This is a genomic window from Piscibacillus salipiscarius JCM 13188, assembly GCF_001311865.1.
GTDB lineage: Bacteria > Bacillota > Bacilli > Bacillales > Alkalibacillaceae > Piscibacillus > Piscibacillus salipiscarius.
Window position 1 is genome coordinate 1 of record NZ_BBCD01000028.1, and the last position, 18148, is coordinate 18148.

Here is an 18148-nt window from a genome sequence, read left to right on the forward strand (position 1 = left end):
GTTCACTTGGAGATACGAACACTTTTCATCAGAATGCGTACACTTTTCCTAGAAATACGAACAGTTTTCGTTCAAATACGATCAATACTCCATAAAATGTGAACATTTTCCGCTCAAATACAAACACTTCACTTAGAAATACAAACATTTTCTAAACAAATATGAACTAATACGCAACATAAAAAAACTTGCCGCAGCATCTGCGACAAGTTTTAATCACTAATTATTCTTTATTTGGATCAACTACAGCGAACATGATTTCAGCTTCGCAGGCCATGTCGCCATCGACCGTTGCGACTGCCTTAGCTTTTCCGATTGGGCCTTTAAGGCGAAGCATTTCTACGTCAAGCTTTAGGCGGTCACCTGGTTTGACTTGGCGTTTGAAACGGCATTTATCAATGCCTGTAAACATTCCAAGCTTACCTTTGTTCTCTTCTTTTGCAAAATGGCAACGGCACCGACTTGAGCTAAAGCTTCGACAATTAAGACGCCTGGCATGACCATGTATTCTGGAAAATGGCCTTGGAAGAACGGTTCGTTAGCAGTAACGTTCTTATAACCGACTGCGCGTTTTCCTTCTTCAAGTTCCTCGACTTGATCGACTAGTAAAAATGGATAACGGTGTGGGATAATCGATTTGATTTGTTCGATATCTAACATGGTTTTCCTCCTTAAGCGGTGGTTACTTACCTTTAATGTAGTTCCACATGTCTTTCCAAAAATCTAAGCTACGTACGGTATCGGCATCGTCCCCGTCACCGAGTTTAGTATATCCGACATCTAAGCCAATATAAAAAGCGATAAAACACAGTACGATAAATAACACGACGCGAAGCCATACAGGAATAAAGCGGATTCTGGAATTTATAAACCGCTTGATTGGTCCCTGTTGCTTACGTTCTTTCTTAGCTTCTTTACGCTTTTGCTGCTTCTTCGAGTTCTCTTTCGATTGCCCTTCAGTTGTTGTTTTCTTCTTCTTCTCTTCTGAAGCCATATTTAAACCTCAATTCTAAGCTCATGATCTTCCGCTTTTATTGTGAAAAAAACTTTTGATTTCGTCAAGTTTTAATTGCAGAGGCATTAGATTAAGAACGCATGCTTCCGATGAGCCCCATCATTTGGTCGCCGATTGAAATAGACTTGGCGTTAAATGAATAAGCGCGCTGTGCTTCTAGTAAGTCGGTCATTTCTTTACCGATATTGACGTTGGATTGTTCTAACGAGCCTGGAATCAAGCCCGCTTCATCTGGTGCAACGTTAGCCGTGATGTCTTCAGTTGCAACTCCCAAACCAGCTTCATCGATTCTAAACAAATTCCCGCCAGTTGCCTCAAGTGCACGTGGCATCGTGATGTCAACCAGTTGTAATGTTCCTTCGACTTGTGTTTCCTCACCGCGAGTTACTCGCACTTCACCATTTTCAGTAAACGATATGTCGTCAAAATTACTTTCTAAAATGATTGGCCCGTTCTGACCTTGAACAGGTAAACCTTCACTCGTCGTCAACATGACCCCAGCACCGTCATTAACAGGCTGCAAGTAAAAGTTCCCAGCTTTTGTATAGCGAAGTTCGTTCCCGCCGCCTTGTAGTGGAGCGTTAACGACGAAAAATCGTTCGCCATTTTGCGTTGCGATATCAAGCGCACGGCCAGTTTGCTGGATGGTACCAGAGTCCATATGCATGCTAGTATGTGCCATTTTAGCTCCTGACCCAACGCGGATACCTTCTGGCGTTAGACGTGGCGCCTCCGCATCTCCGTTATTAATGTTATTCACCTGTTGGAACAACAACGATGAAAACTGTGCACTCTTCGCTTTATATCCAAATGTATTCGAATTTGCTAAGTTATTAGATGTTAAATCCATTCTTTGTTGTAGTTGATTCATGGTGGTGGCAGCGTTTAGCATATTACGCATTGTTTAGCCCCCTAATTTATGCGCCCGACCTGATTGGCGGCCATGTCCATACTTTTATCGTACGTCTTAACGACCTGCTGATTAATCTCAAATAATCGGTAAGACCTCATCATTTCCGTCATCATGTGCTGCGGGTCAACATTCGATCGTTCCAGCTGTCCTTGATTGACACTGAACTCAGTCCCTGCTACTTCTCGTGCGTTTTGAATAGCAACTCCTTCATTTCGAAAAAGGTTGTCGCCTTCTTTCACCATGTCATTAGCATTCGGTTGATAGGCGATGCCTAAAAGGGTATTGTCAAACGGCGAGATAACTTGTCCGTTTTCAGTAACTTCGAACTGTTCCGTGCCTGTTTGGATTCGGTTATTGTTTTGATCCAAAACGTAGTGACCTTGTGATGTCGTTAAAAATCCTTCTGCATCAACGGTAAAATTCCCGTTCCGCGTGTAGCGTAATGCTCCGTCTTCGTTAGCAACTGTGAAAAAAGTAAATCCGTCTTCATCAGGCATGTTGCCGTTTACGAGTGCTAGGTCAGTTGAGATTCCTGTGTCTCTTAGGTCACCTTGATTGAAATGCGGTGTATTTTCCTGCATGTAAACGCCTGTGTTAATAGCTCCAACTCGGTGGTTGTTTGGTATTCTCGGTTCGTTTTGAGTTGGAAGGTTGTACCCGTCGTATGCGTTGATCAACATTTCTGGAAATGCGCGAAACGTTGAACGGTCTGATTTATAGCCAGGTGTTAATGCGTTCGACATATTATTTGATAGTGCGTCTTGGTAACGTTGTTGCGCAATCATGCCGGCTCCTGCTGCGTTATAGCCTCTGAGCATTTGTTTGCGCCTCCTTTTCGGTTGGTGGTCCAACCAGTGGTTTATGTATAAGCCAAGGCTTGGGGTCCCATGCAGATGCTATGGGTTTCCTTCTCGGCTGCCTTGGCTCGTCTTTTGACTTCTACGAATTAGCTTGCAAGACTTTTTCAAAAAGATGAAAAAATGTTCGCTTTCCTAGGGCGACCAGCAAGCCTCCTCAAGCTCGTACCTCGCTTTGCGGGGTCTTGCATTGGCCGCTGTTCCCTTAGGAGTCTCACATTTTTCATTCCTAAGAGCCTTGCATACACAAAAATTAACCAATCTTCTCGATTTTGTCGATGTTTTCTAGCATGATACCTGTGCCTTTTGCGACGCAGTGCATTGGTTCTTCGGCGATGAAGACTGGGACTTTGAGTTCTTCAGCCATGAGCTGATCGAGTCCGTCTAGTAATGCGCCGCCGCCTGTTAGGATGACACCGCGGTCGATGATGTCAGCAGATAGTTCTGGTGGTGTGTTCTCAAGAACTTGTTTCGCTGCTTGAACCACGAGTGCGACTTGTTCGCGTAGTGCTTCTTCTATTTCTTCAGATCCGATCGTAATCGTACGCGGCAAGCCTGAAACTAAGTCACGTCCGCGAATGTCAATTGTTTCGTTACGGTTACCTGGGAAGACAGTCGCGATGTTGACTTTGATGTCTTCTGCTGTGCGGTCACCGATTAGTAGTTTATACTTGCGTTTGATGTATTGTAAGATTTCTTGATCAAGCTTGTCACCTGCAAGTTTAATAGATTCAGATGTGACGATATCGCCCATGGATAGAACGGCAATATCTGTTGTTCCTCCACCGATATCAATAACCATGTTACCGCTTGGTTGGAAAATATCCATACCAGCACCCACTGCGGCTACTTTTGGTTCTTCTTCTAAGTAAACTTTCTTACCTCCGCTTTTTCAGCTGCTTCACGGATGGCTTTTTGTTCAACTTTTGTTATGTTTGTTGGGCAGCATACTAGAATACGCGGCTTTGAGAACATTCCTTTAACGTTGATTTTTCCGATGAAATATCTTAACATTGCTTCGGTTACGTCAAAGTCAGCGATGACGCCGTCTTTAAGCGGGCGGATCGCTTCTATATTTCCTGGCGTACGGCCGACCATGCGGCGTGCAGCCATTCCGACTTCTAATACTTTCCCTGAATTTTTATCCATCGCAACAACGGATGGTTCATCTAATACGATTCCTTTTCCTTTTACATGAATCAGCACATTGGCTGTACCTAAATCGATTCCAATATCTCTAGCAAACATGAATTAATGACTCCCCCTACACGTGCAAAAATAATAGTACTCTATTGACATATTTTATCACTTTTCAACCACCATGTCACTTTGTTTTTTGGTTAAGAGTTTGTTTTTTATTGAAATTTGTTTTATTTTTATATTAAGTGTCAAATTCTCTGGAAGTTAGGTCATGAGGAGTTATTTAATGCGCTGATGGTCTTCCAATTTCGGTTCAGTGTTTCCCTATTGCGGTTCAACACGTCACTATTGCGACTAATTGCTTCCCTATTGCTGTTAAACTCCCCCCCTATTTAGATTCATGACTGAGCGTCCCTACCGACATTTGCAGCTTCCTTAATGACAATTGCCCATCAATACCCTTCCAATCTATGAATTTTGTCGAAATTCCTCCTTCTTACGCAGGGGCTTGTCTTCAAGTGCAAAACATAATAAACTAAAAATACAGAAAATTCTGTAAGGGGAGGTTTTACATTGAAAACAAAGGTGTTGGATCAACTGGATGGGGTATTGACTAGGGCTCGTCGTCAAACGCTTGGGGATCTTTTGACGAGGACAAGGGAGCGTTATCCGGATAAGTTTGCGATTGCTTATCGTGATCAACGTCTGACGTATCAGGAGCTAGATGATTTGGTGAATCAGACGGCGCATGCGTTTCGCCGGGATGGGGTTCAGAAAGGTGACATGATCACGGTTATGTCTAAAAATAGTCTTGATTTTGTTGTCGTGAACTTTGCGCTGGCCCGGCTTGGAGCTGTCATGATTCCGATTAACTACATGTTAACGGAAGATGATGTGGCTTATATTTTAAATCATGCGGGTGTTACGGGTTTCATTGCACCTGAGGAGTTCGCGCCGATTTTAGAAAAATCTAAAGGTAACCTTGAAATTAAATTCCGCTACTTAATGGAGTTTCCAAACAATCAGCGTGTTTCTGAAGTTTTACAAGACTGGAAGCCTCTGTCTCATTTGCAGGCAGGTCAGCCAACTGATCTCGTTGATGAGGATCTTGACGATGATGATTTGGCTCACGTGCTATATACGAGTGGTACGGAGTCTCGTCCTAAAGGAGTGATGCTCACTCATAAAAGTATTGTCAGTGAGTATGTAAGCTGTGTGGTGAATGGTGAGATGTCGGATAAAGATGTTTGCATTCACGCGCTGCCGCTTTATCATAGTGCTCAGCTTCACTGCTTCCTTGGCCCGAGTATTTACCTTGGTTCGAGTGGAATCATATTGGATGCCGCTTCACCAGAGGTCATTTTAGAAACAATTGAACGTGAACAAATCACTCAGCTTTTCTGCCCACCGACTGTGTGGATTGCTCTACTTCGTCACCCTGATTTTGACAGTCGTGACCTTTCGACTTTAGAAAAATGTTATTACGGTGCAGCGATTATGCCTCGTGAAATTTTAAAGGAACTATCGGAGCGCCTTCCGCAAGCCCGCTTTTACAATTTCTACGGCCAAACGGAAGTTGCACCACTCGCAACGGCTCTTGGCCCTGATGAACAGTTAACTAAATTAGGTTCTGCAGGGAAGCCGACTTTAAACATGCAAACAAGAATTGTGGATGATAATGACGTCGAAGTCGCGCGCGGTGAAGTAGGTGAAATCGTCCACCGCACGCCGCATGCGATGAAGGGTTATCTTCATGATCCTAAAAAGACCGCTGAAGCGTTTAAAAATGGCTGGTTCCACAGCGGGGACCTTGGTGTGATGGATGAAGATGGCTACATTACGATTGTTGATCGTAAGAAGGATATGATTAAAACAGGCGGTGTTAACGTTTCGAGCCGGGAAGTTGAAGAGATGATCTATCAGCTTGAGGGTGTTTCTGAAGTTGCAGTTATCGGCATTCCAGATAATTACTGGATTGAGGCCGTCACTGCGATTGTCGTGCCAAAGCTTGAAACTAATCTAACTGAGCAGCAAGTGATTGACTTTTGCCAAGATAAATTGTCCAAGTTCAAAGTTCCAAAACACGTTGCCTTCACCGATGAACTTCCGAAGAATCCTAGCGGAAAAGTGCTCAAGCGTGATTTACGAGAACAGTTCAACGATTTAAATCAAAAATAATTAACTAACATCCTCGTCATTACCCTGCGAGGATGTTTTTTTCTGAACGTTTTATGCTAGAGTTTTATAGAGAAAAATCGGCGCACCCGATTAGGAGGAGACAAATGGACAAAAAGAGTATAGGGCTTGTTATCTTAGTCATCGTCGTTGCTGCTGCCACATGGTGGTTCAACCAAGATGATAATGATCAATCCAACCATTATTATGTATTTAATTTAGATGGAGAATCTGAGAATTGGGATTTGAATCAATATAAAGTAGAGTTTGTGCCAACTAGTCATACAGCAGGCGGTGGAACACTTCACTTTAACGGAGAGCGGGGACCCATTGTTGATAGCTTAAATTTTCAAACTTACGCACTCGTCGATGGAGTTGAAGTCACGCTGCAGTCTGAATCGATTCACGAACCGTTAGATGCAAGTACGGTTAATATTGGATTTGTTGATAATAATGTCTTTAAACCGAACGGAGATCCCGTTATGTTTCAAGATATTGAAAAAATTCACGCAGAAATTGAGTGGCCTGGAGCAAGCGGTGAGTATCAAACAGAGGAAATCGTTTTGTATGAACTTCGCAAAAAGTAAAAAAGTGCCCGTCACAGGTGTATTGATATCCAGAATATGAGGCTTAATGGGTTATGTATAGGTGACAGGCGTTTGGTTGTCTAAACCTTAGTTTGTTCTCGGTACTTTTTACGCGTCGCCTCCCCACCTCTTATATGTCTTATGGACTTATGAAACTCTAACACTTCCTTGACCTCTTTAGCTAAGGCTGGGTTAATTGTTGGGAGCCTTTCGGTTAAATCTTTGTGCACAGTACTTTTCGATACGCCGAAATCTTTAGCAATCACGCGTACCGTTTTCTTTGTCTCTAATAGATGCTCCGCGATTCGGATCGTTCTTTCTTTGATGTAATCGTGCAAACTCCTCGCCTCCTGATGTACCTCTAAAGATGTGATGGTACAGTTTATTCAGGAAAACGAGTAAATATGTTAGGAAGTTGGAGAGTTGTTGTTAGGTAAGGCCTCGTGCGTGATTGAAGTGGGCGGAATTATCTCCATGTGCGGGTGATTTGTTCGTATTTTGACTGATCTGTTCGTATCTTCATGAGAATTGTTCATATTGGCTGTAGTTTTGTCCGTATTCTTAGGTCAATTGTTCGTATGGAGTGGATATCTGTCCGCATTTTCAGTTAATCTGTTCGCATACAGCTGAGTTTTGTCCGCATTTTGAGGTAAACTGTTCATATTTGGTCTTGATCTGTTCGTATCTAGCAGTGATCTGTCCGTATTTCATGACAAACTGTTCACATCAGGCCATAAACTGTCCGTATTTCATGGAAAACTGTTCGCATTATGACGTGGGCTGTCCGTATTCCATTACAGCACGTTTGTATTTACCATATTCGATTAAACCAAAAAATTCTCGCCCGTTCTCAGGCGAGAATTTTTTACCTTACTGATTAAAAGTTAGGATTAACAGGTTTGCCTTCTTCTAGGAGTCTGAAGTGGACTTTAGTCACTTCTTCATCTCCGTAGACGTTCGTACCTGATACGCCAATCACATCACCTTGAGATACTTCGTCGCCTTCTTTTACTGAAGCCTCAGATAAGCTTCCGTAGAAAGTCGAACGCGTATCGTCATGCTCAATCTCAACTACTTGACCTTCTAAATCATCCTTATAAACCTTCGTCACCGTTCCGCTAAGGGCAGCGATTACTTCGAATGGTTGTCCATCCTTAGAAGTAATGTCGACACCTTTACTCTGGTAATACGTGTTGTTGTAGAAAATAAGTGCATCTTCTTGTTCTTCTTCTGTTGCTTCGGCGTCATAAAATTTTGTAATGATTTCAGCTTGATCCCCTAACAGAGTCGGCATCACTAAATCTTCCTGTTCCGCTGTGACTGGTACAGACTCCTCTTCACCGTTGTTATCTGCAACTTGGCTTGGGTTTTCCTCATTAGTTTGATTACCGTCTTCCGTCACATCAGATGCTTGGAATTGGTAGACCATAACCCCCGCTAAAATCACAGCAACTAGAGTGATGTAAAGGACTGGGTAAAACCAGCGTTGGCGCGTCAGGCGCTTCCACTTAGATTGGCGCATTAATTGCTTTTCTTTTTCATTCATTTTCATCACCTCAGCAACATTCTGAACGAAAAATGAAGAATATATACATCAAAGTCGAAAATTTTTTTCAAAAAATGGTGATGAATTTTGATTTTTAGGGTAAACTAAAGAATTTTTATGTGGAAAAGTGAATCTCTGACTAGTTATGCACATGTGGATATAACGAGTTATTCACATTTTGGGAGGGAGTTATTCACCTATCCACGAACTAGAAAAATTTTTATTTTGAAGATAAATAGAGTTACACACAAATTGTCCTACCTTCACTCTTAATCTTTCAAATAAAAAAGCCACCTCATATAGAGGCAGCTAATTCATCGCACTTAGTGATCCGACCACGTCTTGAATAGTAGAGATGTCGACACCTTGGTAGTAGTGTTTAACAATTTCACGATAGGTTTTTCCTTGTTGGGCCATGCCGTTTGCGCCGTACTGACTCATGCCGACGCCGTGTCCGTATCCTCTTGTTGTAAAGATGATGTGGTCGCCTTTCGCTTCAATAGTGAAGTCGTTTGAGCGTAATCCTAGCGTTTTCTCGAATTTCTCGTCCTGTAAAATTCTTTCCGTTAATGGTCATTTTCTTAATGCGCTGGCTTTCCGTTCTAACTGTGTTGGTTACTTCAATAACACTAGAATCTAAACCGAGCTTTTGTACCACTTCGCTTCTAGGTAAAATTTGTTGTTCCAGATATTCTGGCGACTTTTTATCCCATGGACTGTTGACCATTTTTAAGTATGGGACTTCATTTTGCCAGTAATCCTCGGCATTTTCTGTGTAACCATTACTCGTTGAGAAAAATTGAGCTGTAATTGGGTCACCACTGTATGTGATGATTTGACCTTTGGTTTCCTTAACTGCTTTAGTGATTTTATTAATCTTCCATGAATAATCGACGCCCCATGCCTTTCGCAATTCTTCTAAACTCTTGTAAACTTGGTGCTGGACAGTATCGGTAACATCGTAGTTTTTAGCAGCCCCGCCCTTTTTTTAATATTTGTGCGACATATGTCCTTGCAGCTAAGGCTTGTGCTTTAATTGCTTCCATTTCAAAACTAGCAGGGACTTCCGATGCGACCACTGACACGACGTACTCTTCCAGTGGGACCTCTTCGACTTTTTCCGTTGCGCTTCTCATCACTTGAACCACTGGTTGATCGCTCGTTTCTAAATCAACCTCTACTGTTTCATTCATGTCAACTGTTTCTGTCGATGCATTAGAAAATGGTACAACGATGGCAGCTGGAAGAACGGTAATCACTGAGATCAAGACTGCTCCAATGATAAGGAATTCATGTTTTATGTTCATAGCGACAGCTCCTCCTTTGATAAAATCTGTATCTATCAATATAATTATTCCCAAATTATTTTTGATAGAACCAAAGTAGATTTATTTGAAGTTGCAGAGGCTGTCTATTATAGACATATGTACAATTTGGCATAAAAAAAGCGGCGATTGCCGCCGCTTTTAACATACATATTAACTAGATTGTGCCATTGAGTCGTTAATAACTTGGTCGACTTTTTCAGTTTCCTCGTAAACGCGCTCGATGTCAGCACCTAAATCTCTTAATTTACCTTCAAAGTTTACATAGCCACGATCTAAATGTTTAAGTTCAGTCACAGTTGTACGTCCTTCAGCAACAAGACCTGCAATGATTAACGCTGCTGCAGCACGTAAGTCTGTCGCTGCAACTTCTGCGCCTTGTAGTTCTGAAGGGCCTTCAATAATAGCACTACGTCCTTCAATTTTGCAACTGCATTCATGCGTCTGAATTCTTCAACGTGCATGAAACGATTTTCAAAAACAGTTTCGGAAATCACGCTTGTGCCTCTAGATCTCATAGCCAAAGCCATAAACTGTGATTGTAAGTCAGTTGGGAACCCAGGGTATGGTAGAGTTTTAATATCTACTCCTTTTAGTTCACCGTTACCAATTACGCGCACACTATTTTCATATTCTTCAATCTTAACGCCCATTTCTCCCATTTTAGCAATAAGAGAACGTAAATGGTCTGGAATAGCGCCTTCTACGACGACATCTCCGCCTGTAATCGCTGCTGCAACCATAAATGTTCCAGCTTCAATACGATCAGGAATGATGTTGTGCTCTACGCCATGTAAAGTTGGGACACCTTCAATACGAATCGTCTCCGTACCAGCGCCAACAACTTTTCCACCCATTTGATTAATATAATTTGCTAAATCTACTATTTCTGGCTCTCTAGCACAGTTCTCAATGACTGTTGTACCTTCTGCTAGAGCTGCTGCCATAATTAAGTTTTCAGTTGCACCTACACTAGGAAAATCTAAATAAATGCGAGCTCCTACTAGTTTTTCAGGAACATGTGCTTCTACATAACCATTTCCAACATGAATCTTCGCACCCATTGCTTCAAAGCCTTTTAAATGCTGATCAATTGGACGAGAACCAATTGCACAACCACCTGGCATAGCCACTTTTGCATGACCGAAGCGTGCTAATAGAGGTCCTAAAACAAGAACTGAGGCTCTCATTTTACGAACATATTCAAAAGGCGTTTCAGTTTTTAATTGATTAGAAGCATCTATAACTAATTGGTTTTCAGATTGTAAGACATTAATATTCATATAACGTAAAACTTCACTAATTGTATCAACATCAGCTAAATGAGGAACTTGCTTTAATGTACTTTTTCCTTCACTAGCCATTATACTTGCTGCAATTACTGGTAATACGGCATTCTTTGCTCCCTCTACCTTCACCGTACCACGTAATTGGTTTCCACCAGATACTATGATTTTTTCCAAGGTTTTTCCCTCCGTGTCGATATTCCGTATGTTATTTAATATTCAATAACAAGGATAGGTGTTCCAATCGTTATGGTATTTAGACCATTCTCTTGTTCCCTAACCGAAAATTGTATGTTTATTTCGTCGTTTTTTAATGGTATATATTGCTCGAATTGATCGCTTTCTCCGCTCACAACTTTGAATTTTTCTTCGTCCAATACATTTGTCGTTTTCTACATCGTAATGATTGATGATTTTCTCAATCATAAAATTACTATTAATTTTAACATCTGTTCGTGATTGAAAACAAGAGTATATTCGACTGTTTTCAAAAAATGTCGAAATTCCGCATTTAACATACGATTTTGTAACACTTTTTTGATCTCTTTATTCCAATCGGCGCCTTTAAATTCATATATGACTTTTACCCTGTTATCAGATAAATAAACCATATTAAATGATTCGGTGATGTTTTTATTTTTTGGGTTACTTTTTTCTGATTTTGAGTAAAAGCTTTCGCCTGTTTTTTTATCTGTGACCGTTAGGATTGTAACATTAACGCTTGAAATATCCAAGCCTTCCTTGATAAAAAACTCCTCTAACTGATCAATCGTTGAAACGTCGGCGAGTAATGAATTACTAGATTGATAGAATAAAGAAATACTTAATAAAAATAATACTACTACGGAAACCCATCGCATGGCTTTCTCCCCCTTGGAAAAATCATTTAGTAAAAGGATGGACAAAGCCTTACGAAGTTATACATGTGAATTTAGAGTAGATGTTGTAACTGTCTGGACCATTGAATGAAGTCAATAAAGAAGTTGCTGACAGTAGAGCCGATTGTAATGGATAACATAATAAATAGTATTCGGCTTTCTACAACTCTATTCTTTTTAAAAATCTGCTCGAGTTGTACAGCCTCGAGCACTTTCCATGCTAGTATGATAAACATAATGTGCATGAACATAAAAATAATTGAGTCAATCGCGAGATCTGTAAACATGTTTACACCTCTAATTCCTATTTCAACATTTCCCGGGTAATATCGACACTAAACCTAAAATTTCATAAAATCTTTAATTGTTCGTTAAAAAGTGTCATGATAGCTTAATAATATTGTTTAATTAACTCTTATCTGCAAGTTTTTTTAACTATACCTGCAAGTAGCCTACACATTCTACAGTACAAACAAAAAGACTCGACGTATCTGCCGAGTCTTCCTGTACATAAGCTTATCTATTTTCCGAAATGTCAATACGGTTGATAGCGCGTTGTAAAGCTAATTCCGCACGTTTTTGATCAATGTCTTCAGATTTTGCCATGTTGAGACGTTGTTCTGCGCGTTCTTTAGCTTGCTTCGCACGATCAACGTCGATTTCGGAAGGTTGTTCTGCTGCTTGTGCTAGGATTGTCACTTGTTCTGGTCTGACTTCAACAAATCCGCCGCTAACAGCAAGTAATTCAGTCTGACCTTCCTTTTTTAAACGTACTGCACTAATGGTTAATGGAGCAACTAATGGGATGTGACCTGGTAATATACCAAGCTCTCCACTCTCTGCTCTAACACTGACCATTTCATATGAGCCTTCAAGTGCAGGGCCGTCAGGAGTGACAACACTCACATTTAGTGTTTTCAACCTTACCCCTCCTCGGGCACGCGTAAGGCGGCGACAAATCACCGCCTACGTTCCCATTTTTATTGTTCCATTTCCTTTGCTTTTTCCACTACTTCTTCAATACGTCCAACTAGACGGAACGCATCTTCAGGTAGGTCGTCATATTTACCAGATAGGATTTCTTTGAATCCTTTGATTGTTTCTTCAACTTGTACGTAAGAACCTGGTTGACCTGTAAACTGTTCCGCAACGTGGAAGTTCTGAGATAGGAAGAATTGTACACGACGAGCACGAGCAACTGTTAGCTTATCCTCGTCTGATAATTCATCCATACCTAGAATTGCGATAATGTCTTGTAGTTCTTTATAACGTTGTAGCGTACGCTGAACTTCACGAGCTACTTCATAGTGTTCTTCACCTACGATGTTAGGGTCTAGAGCACGAGAAGTTGATGATAGTGGGTCCACCGCTGGGTAGATCCCTTGCTCAGATAAGCTACGCTCTAAGTTTGTTGTCGCATCTAAGTGAGCGAATGTTGTTGCCGGTGACGGGTCTGTGTAGTCATCGCAGGTACGTATACAGCTTGGATTGAAGTGATTGAACCTTTATCCGTAGAAGTGATACGTTCCTGTAATTGACCCATTTCCGTAGCAAGTGTTGGCTGGTAACCAACGGCTGATGGCATACGGCCAAGTAGTGCCGATACCTCAGTACCTGCTTGTGTAAAACGGAAAATGTTGTCGATGAATAATAGTACGTCCTGACCTTGTTCGTCACGGAAGTACTCTGCCATTGTTAGTCCAGTTAATGCAACACGCATACGTGAACCTGGTGGCTCGTTCATCTGACCGAATACCATAGCAGTTTGGTTAATTACTCCAGAGTCGCTCATTTCGTGGTAAAGGTCGTTACCTTCACGAGTACGCTCACCTACACCTGCGAATACTGAGATCCCGCTGTGCTCTTGAGCGATGTTGTTAATAAGCTCCTGGATTAGTACGGTTTTACCTACACCCGCACCACCGAATAGACCTACTTTACCACCTTTTACGTATGGTGCTAATAAGTCTACTACTTTAATTCCTGTTTCTAAGATTTCTGTTTCTGTCGCTAAGTTTTCAAACTTAGGTGGTTCACGGTGAATAGGGTCACGGCGAACCTCTTCTGGAATTTCTTCACCTAAATCAATGTGATCACCTAGTACGTTAAACACACGACCTAGTGTTGCTTCACCTACTGGTACAGAGATTGGGTTAGTTGTGTTCGTTACTTCAGCACCACGAACAAGTCCGTCTGTAGAACCCATCGCAACTGTACGTACTGAGTTATCACCTAGGTGAAGAGCAACTTCAAGTGTTAGTTCATCGCGGTTCTCATCACCAGCGATTACTAGGGCGTTATATATTTCAGGTAAGTCGCCACTGTCGAATTTTACGTCAACAACTGGACCCATTACCTGTGTTACGCGTCCTTTACTCATCTTTTTCCCTCCTCACGAATTCATTCAAGCCGTTATTCTAGCGCTGCTGCACCTGCACTAATTTCGGAAATTTCTTGTGTGATTGCTGCCTGACGTGCACGGTTGTAAGAAAGTGTTAAGTCATCAATGAGCTCACCTGCGTTATCAGTTGCGTTACGCATAGCTGTCATACGTGATGCGTGCTCACTTGCTTTACCGTCTAATAATGCACCGTAAACAATGCTTTCCGCGTATTGTGGCAATAGTACTTTTAAAATTTCTTCTTCATCTGGTTCATATTCGTAACTTGTCAATTTCTTGCCTTCCGTATCAATGTCCGTTAATGGCAATACTTTTTTCTCAGTTACTTCTTGAGAAATCGCACTGATGAAATGGTTGTAGAAGATGTGTAATTCATCTATTTCACCGTCAGCAAAAAGTTTAACTGCATAGCTTGCGATTTCTTTAATCTCAGCGAAATCTGGTTGGTCTGGTAAACCCGTTACATCTTTAACGATTGGCATACCATTTTCTTACAAAAATCGCGTCCGACTTTACCGATTGGTAATACGGTGTATTCATCTTTAGATGCATGTTCCTTTTGCACTTTTTGGTAAAGGGCACGTAAAACGTTACTGTTGTAAGGACCTGCTAGACCACGGTCTGATGTAATCACAATGTAACCTGTTTTCTTAACGGGTCTCGATTGCAACATCGGGTGGTCTGCACCAGTGTTACCGCCAGCAATACTAGCAACAACTTCTTGAATTTTCTCCATATATGGAACGAACTTTTTGGCGTTTTTGCTCTGCTCTGTTTAATTTAGAAGCAGACACCATTTCCATTGCGCTCGTAATCTTTTGTGTACTTTTCGTCGAATTAATTCGATTTTTAATGTCACGAAGCGATGCCACTACGTCTCACCACCTTTTTCGAGACTTCATCATCATTACTCACTTACAGCAAATGTGTTTTTAAAGTCTTCAATTGCTTTATTGAAATCTTCTTTTTCTGGTAAGTTTCCAGTATCACGAATGTGTGCTAGTAACTCAGACGCATGCTGATCTAAGTATGCATGTAGATCTGCTTCAAAGCGCTGGATATCTTCTACTGGAATATCATCTAGATAACCGTTAACAAGTGCGTAAATAATCGCAACTTGGTATTCAACTGGTTGTGGTTTGTTTAGACCCTGTTTTAGTACTTCAACCGTACGCTGACCACGATTTAGTTTCGCTTGTGTCGCTTTATCAAGGTCTGAACCGAACTGTGCGAATGATTCTAGCTCACGGAATGAAGCTAGGTCTAGACGTAGCGTACCTGCTACCTTCTTCATCGCTTTGATCTGTGCGGAACCACCAACACGTGATACCGATAGACCTGGGTTGATTGCTGGACGTACACCAGAGTGGAATAGATCTGATTGTAAGAAGATCTGTCCGTCTGTGATTGAGATAACGTTTGTAGGGATGTACGCACCGATGTCCCCTGCTTGCGTTTCAACGAAAGGTAGAGCTGTTAATGAACCGCCACCTAAATCGTCATTTAGTTTCGCCGCACGCTCTAGTAAACGAGAGTGTAGGTAGAATACATCCCCTGGGAATGCTTCACGACCTGGTGGGCGACGTAATAGTAGTGAAAGTTCACGGTAAGCTGCTGCCTGTTTAGAAAGGTCATCATATGCAACTAGAACGTGTTCACCGTTGTACATGAACTCCTCACCCATTGATACACCTGCATATGGAGCTAGGAATAGTAATGGAGCTGGGTCAGAAGCACCTGCGTTAATGATAATAGAGTATTCTAACGCACCGTTTTTACGTAGTGTTTCAACGAATCCACGAACTGTCGATTCTTTTTGGCCGATTGCTACGTAAATACAAATTACGCCAGTTTCTTTTTGGTTAATAATTGTGTCCATCGCGATCGATGTTTTACCAGTCTGACGGTCACCGATAATTAACTCACGCTGACCACGACCGATTGGTACCATTGAGTCGATAACTTTAATACCTGTTTGTAGTGGCTCGTGTACTGATTTACGTGCCATTACACCAGGTGCTGGTGATTCAATTGGACGAGTTTTGCTCGTTTCAATTGGTCCTAAACCGTCAACTGGTTGACCTAATGGATTAACAACACGTCCTAATAATTCTTTACCAACTGGAACCTGCATGATGCGTCCAGTACGACGAACTTCATCGCCTTCACGAATTTCTGTAAATGGTCCAAGGATGACGATACCTACGTTGTTTTCTTCTAGGTTTTGCGCCATACCCATTACACCGTTTGAAAACTCAACAAGCTCACCAGCCATTACGTTATCAAGGCCGTGAACACGTGCGATACCGTCACCGATTTCGATAACTGTACCGACTTCGTTTGCTTCAACTTCAGAATCATAATTTTCGATCTGCTGTTTAATTAGCGCACTAATTTCTTCTGCTTTGATGCTCATCCATTTCACCCCTATCTTTACTTGTTTGCAGTTACTAAATTCTGTTCTAAACGTTTAAGTTGTGTCTTAACAGTTCCATCGTAAATTTGATTTCCAATACGAATCTTAATTCCACCAAGTACAGATGGGTCTACGATATTGTTGATTCGAAGGGTGTTAATCATCATTTTATTCGCAAACACATCTTGGATCTGTTTTGTTTCTTCTTCAGTTAATTCACGAACAGAATAAACATCAGCTTCTGCAATTCCTCTTGCTTCGTTCTTCATTTTGACAAACTCATCGACTAGATCTGCAATCATGTCAGAACGGCGTTTGTCTACTAATAGTAATAATGTATTTCGTGTTTCTTTTGAGACGTCTTTAAAAACGTTACGAATTAGTTCTTTTTTCTGCTCGCTTGATAAACGAGGGTTACCTAAGAACTCTTGTAATGATTCATCATTTAGGAAAACACTTCTTACAACTAAAAGCTCTTCTTCTAGCTGATCTAGATTTGATTTTCCTTTTCCAATTTCAAACAAGGCTACGGCATAACGCTTTGCTACTACTGATTGACTCATTTCGATTCGCCTACTTCTTTAAGGTATTGTTGAATGAGTTCATCTTGTTCATTTGCAGAAAGTTCTTTTTCAATAACCTTGCTAGCAATTTGAACAGAAAGCGTAGCCACTTGTTCTTGTAATGCCTGAACTGCTTTGTCGCGTTCTTGGGCGATTTCTTCGCGAGCACTTTCTTTAATGCGCTCTGCTTCTTGTCTTGCATCATCTAAGATGGAAGACTCTTGTGTTTTTGCCGTTTGTTTGGCATCTTCAATGATTTGATGTGCGTTTTGACGTGCTTCTTTAAGTTCTGCATTTGCTTCGTTCATAAAGCGTTCTGCTTCTTGACGGTTTTGCTCTGCAGTATCTATTTCATTCGCAATGTGATCTTCACGCTCTTTCATCACTTTCATTAGTGGTCCCCAAGCGAATTTTGCTAAAAGAGCCAATAGAATGATGAAGATAACTAATTGAGCGAGCATATCACCAACGTTAAATCCTGCTGCACCTAAAACCAAGTTGGTACCTAACACAGCCTTCACTCCTTTCGGCTAACTCCTCACATTTTATAAAATGTTTAGTTTTAAGAAATCCACTCGCTTTCCGTGGGCGATCCACAAGCCTCCTCACTCGTCCCTCGTTGCGGGGTCTTGTTCGGCTCGCTATTCCCACGAAGAACACGACGTTCAAGTGTCGGCGTTGGTCACAGGACGTGACCGTTTTTAGCGACCAGGAGTCTCGCGGATTTCTCGCAAAACATCAATAACTAAACATGCACATAAAGGAATGGCGAAGTATGTCCATCATAACTTCGCCATTCAATTGTTCGTCGTAAAAAACTACATAGACATAAATGCGATTACGACTGCGATGATCGGAAGCGCCTCAACTAACGCTACCCCGATGAACATTGTTGTTTGTAGAGTACCGCGAAGCTCTGGTTGACGAGCGATACCATTTACTGTTCCGTTTACGATTAAACCGTTACCAATACCTGCACCTAATGCACCTAATCCTACTGCGATTGCAGCTGCTAACATAATAAATTCCTCCTCAAAATATATTTA

Annotated in this window: 18 protein-coding genes and 5 pseudogenes; 2 read left to right on the forward strand and 21 right to left on the reverse strand. The window is 41.5% G+C overall.

Annotation, left to right across the window (positions count from 1 at the left end; all coding sequences use genetic code 11):
• Positions 1-223 precede the first annotated feature (223 nt).
• The 5 genes and pseudogenes from fabZ to JCM13188_RS14930 form a co-directional block, all read right to left on the reverse strand.
• A pseudogene (fabZ, locus tag JCM13188_RS14910) lies at positions 224-660 on the reverse strand (3-hydroxyacyl-ACP dehydratase FabZ).
• A 22-nt stretch (positions 661-682) separates the two neighbouring features.
• Positions 683-994, reverse strand: a complete 312-nt coding sequence (locus JCM13188_RS14915; protein ID WP_054754767.1) for a DNA-directed RNA polymerase subunit beta — start codon at positions 992-994, stop codon at positions 683-685.
• A 91-nt stretch (positions 995-1085) separates the two neighbouring features.
• Positions 1086-1916: a flagellar hook-basal body protein gene (locus JCM13188_RS14920; RefSeq protein ID WP_054754768.1), complete on the reverse strand. Its 831-nt coding sequence runs from the start codon at positions 1914-1916 to the stop codon at positions 1086-1088.
• A gap of 11 nt (positions 1917-1927) precedes the next feature.
• Positions 1928-2746, reverse strand: coding sequence for a flagellar hook-basal body protein (locus JCM13188_RS14925; protein WP_054754769.1), 819 nt, complete (start codon positions 2744-2746; stop codon positions 1928-1930).
• A 292-nt stretch (positions 2747-3038) separates the two neighbouring features.
• A pseudogene (locus JCM13188_RS14930) lies at positions 3039-4033 on the reverse strand (rod shape-determining protein).
• A 465-nt stretch (positions 4034-4498) separates the two neighbouring features.
• On the opposite strand from JCM13188_RS14930, the gene JCM13188_RS14935 reads away from it, so the two are divergent.
• A complete protein-coding gene (locus JCM13188_RS14935) occupies positions 4499-6103 on the forward strand; it encodes an acyl-CoA synthetase (protein WP_054754770.1) in 1605 nt (534 codons plus the stop codon).
• 104 nt (positions 6104-6207) lie between these two features.
• The gene (locus JCM13188_RS14940) at positions 6208-6687 is read left to right on the forward strand and encodes a hypothetical protein (protein WP_054754771.1); all 480 of its coding nucleotides are present in this window, start codon (positions 6208-6210) and stop codon (positions 6685-6687) included.
• A gap of 80 nt (positions 6688-6767) precedes the next feature.
• Here JCM13188_RS14940 and spoIIID read toward each other — a convergent pair whose 3' ends face one another.
• The 16 genes and pseudogenes from spoIIID to atpE form a co-directional block, all read right to left on the reverse strand.
• Complete coding sequence (gene spoIIID / locus JCM13188_RS14945; RefSeq protein WP_054754772.1) at positions 6768-7025, reverse strand: sporulation transcriptional regulator SpoIIID; 258 nt, start codon at positions 7023-7025, stop codon at positions 6768-6770.
• Between the two features lie 539 nt (positions 7026-7564).
• Positions 7565-8233, reverse strand: coding sequence for a M23 family metallopeptidase (locus tag JCM13188_RS14950; RefSeq protein WP_054754773.1), 669 nt, complete (start codon positions 8231-8233; stop codon positions 7565-7567).
• A gap of 309 nt (positions 8234-8542) precedes the next feature.
• Positions 8543-9146, reverse strand: a pseudogene (spoIID, locus tag JCM13188_RS21415) (stage II sporulation protein D).
• A 55-nt stretch (positions 9147-9201) separates the two neighbouring features.
• Positions 9202-9540, reverse strand: coding sequence for a SpoIID/LytB domain-containing protein (locus JCM13188_RS21420; protein ID WP_369405078.1), 339 nt, complete (start codon positions 9538-9540; stop codon positions 9202-9204).
• A gap of 171 nt (positions 9541-9711) precedes the next feature.
• Positions 9712-10008: a carboxyvinyltransferase gene (locus tag JCM13188_RS19675; protein ID WP_369405079.1), complete on the reverse strand. Its 297-nt coding sequence runs from the start codon at positions 10006-10008 to the stop codon at positions 9712-9714.
• Entirely contained in the window at positions 9891-11021 is a 1131-nt protein-coding gene (gene murA, locus JCM13188_RS14960) for a UDP-N-acetylglucosamine 1-carboxyvinyltransferase (protein ID WP_279401949.1), read from the reverse strand. Before murA ends, JCM13188_RS19675 begins: the two co-directional genes overlap by 118 nt.
• 35 nt (positions 11022-11056) lie before the next feature.
• Positions 11057-11221 (reverse strand): YwmB family TATA-box binding protein, encoded by a 165-nt coding sequence (locus JCM13188_RS21425; protein WP_439646648.1) that lies wholly within the window; start codon positions 11219-11221, stop codon positions 11057-11059.
• 45 nt (positions 11222-11266) lie between these two features.
• Positions 11267-11704 (reverse strand): hypothetical protein, encoded by a 438-nt coding sequence (locus tag JCM13188_RS14965; RefSeq protein WP_054754774.1) that lies wholly within the window; start codon positions 11702-11704, stop codon positions 11267-11269.
• Positions 11705-11775: 71 nt separating this feature from the next.
• Positions 11776-12009, reverse strand: coding sequence for a DUF1146 family protein (locus tag JCM13188_RS14970; protein WP_054754775.1), 234 nt, complete (start codon positions 12007-12009; stop codon positions 11776-11778).
• A gap of 229 nt (positions 12010-12238) precedes the next feature.
• Positions 12239-12643, reverse strand: coding sequence for a F0F1 ATP synthase subunit epsilon (locus JCM13188_RS14975; RefSeq protein ID WP_054754776.1), 405 nt, complete (start codon positions 12641-12643; stop codon positions 12239-12241).
• 59 nt (positions 12644-12702) lie between these two features.
• Positions 12703-14102 (reverse strand): annotated as a pseudogene (gene atpD, locus JCM13188_RS14980) (F0F1 ATP synthase subunit beta).
• A 32-nt stretch (positions 14103-14134) separates the two neighbouring features.
• Positions 14135-14995: pseudogene (atpG, locus tag JCM13188_RS14985) on the reverse strand (ATP synthase F1 subunit gamma).
• 35 nt (positions 14996-15030) lie between these two features.
• Positions 15031-16539 carry a F0F1 ATP synthase subunit alpha gene (gene atpA, locus JCM13188_RS14990; RefSeq protein WP_054754777.1) on the reverse strand — a complete coding sequence of 503 codons (1509 nt, stop codon included), beginning with the start codon at positions 16537-16539 and terminating at the stop codon, positions 15031-15033.
• Positions 16540-16556: 17 nt separating this feature from the next.
• Complete coding sequence (locus JCM13188_RS14995; RefSeq protein ID WP_054754778.1) at positions 16557-17102, reverse strand: F0F1 ATP synthase subunit delta; 546 nt, start codon at positions 17100-17102, stop codon at positions 16557-16559.
• Positions 17099-17614, reverse strand: a complete 516-nt coding sequence (gene atpF / locus JCM13188_RS15000; RefSeq protein WP_279401950.1) for a F0F1 ATP synthase subunit B — start codon at positions 17612-17614, stop codon at positions 17099-17101. The genes JCM13188_RS14995 and atpF overlap by 4 nt, the downstream gene beginning before the upstream one ends.
• A 306-nt stretch (positions 17615-17920) precedes the next feature.
• Entirely contained in the window at positions 17921-18121 is a 201-nt protein-coding gene (gene atpE, locus JCM13188_RS15005; RefSeq protein ID WP_054754779.1) for a F0F1 ATP synthase subunit C, read from the reverse strand.
• Positions 18122-18148 lie beyond the last annotated feature (27 nt).

What these genes read in the sequence shown, in the direction of transcription:
- JCM13188_RS14970 (WP_054754775.1), bottom strand. Translation starts at nt 12,009, where the DNA reads ATGTTTACAGATCTCGCGATTGACTCAATTATTTTTATGTTCATGCAC.
- JCM13188_RS14995 (WP_054754778.1), bottom strand. Translation starts at nt 17,102, where the DNA reads ATGAGTCAATCAGTAGTAGCAAAGCGTTATGCCGTAGCCTTGTTTGAA.
- JCM13188_RS14965 (WP_054754774.1), bottom strand. Translation starts at nt 11,704, where the DNA reads ATGCGATGGGTTTCCGTAGTAGTATTATTTTTATTAAGTATTTCTTTA.
- JCM13188_RS14950 (WP_054754773.1), bottom strand. Translation starts at nt 8,233, where the DNA reads ATGAATGAAAAAGAAAAGCAATTAATGCGCCAATCTAAGTGGAAGCGC.
- JCM13188_RS21420 (WP_369405078.1), bottom strand. Translation starts at nt 9,540, where the DNA reads ATGAACATAAAACATGAATTCCTTATCATTGGAGCAGTCTTGATCTCA.
- JCM13188_RS14940 (WP_054754771.1), top strand. Translation starts at nt 6,208, where the DNA reads ATGGACAAAAAGAGTATAGGGCTTGTTATCTTAGTCATCGTCGTTGCT.
- JCM13188_RS14920 (WP_054754768.1), bottom strand. Translation starts at nt 1,916, where the DNA reads ATGCGTAATATGCTAAACGCTGCCACCACCATGAATCAACTACAACAA.
- JCM13188_RS14925 (WP_054754769.1), bottom strand. Translation starts at nt 2,746, where the DNA reads ATGCTCAGAGGCTATAACGCAGCAGGAGCCGGCATGATTGCGCAACAA.
- atpA (WP_054754777.1), bottom strand. Translation starts at nt 16,539, where the DNA reads ATGAGCATCAAAGCAGAAGAAATTAGTGCGCTAATTAAACAGCAGATC.
- atpE (WP_054754779.1), bottom strand. Translation starts at nt 18,121, where the DNA reads ATGTTAGCAGCTGCAATCGCAGTAGGATTAGGTGCATTAGGTGCAGGT.
- JCM13188_RS14915 (WP_054754767.1), bottom strand. Translation starts at nt 994, where the DNA reads ATGGCTTCAGAAGAGAAGAAGAAGAAAACAACAACTGAAGGGCAATCG.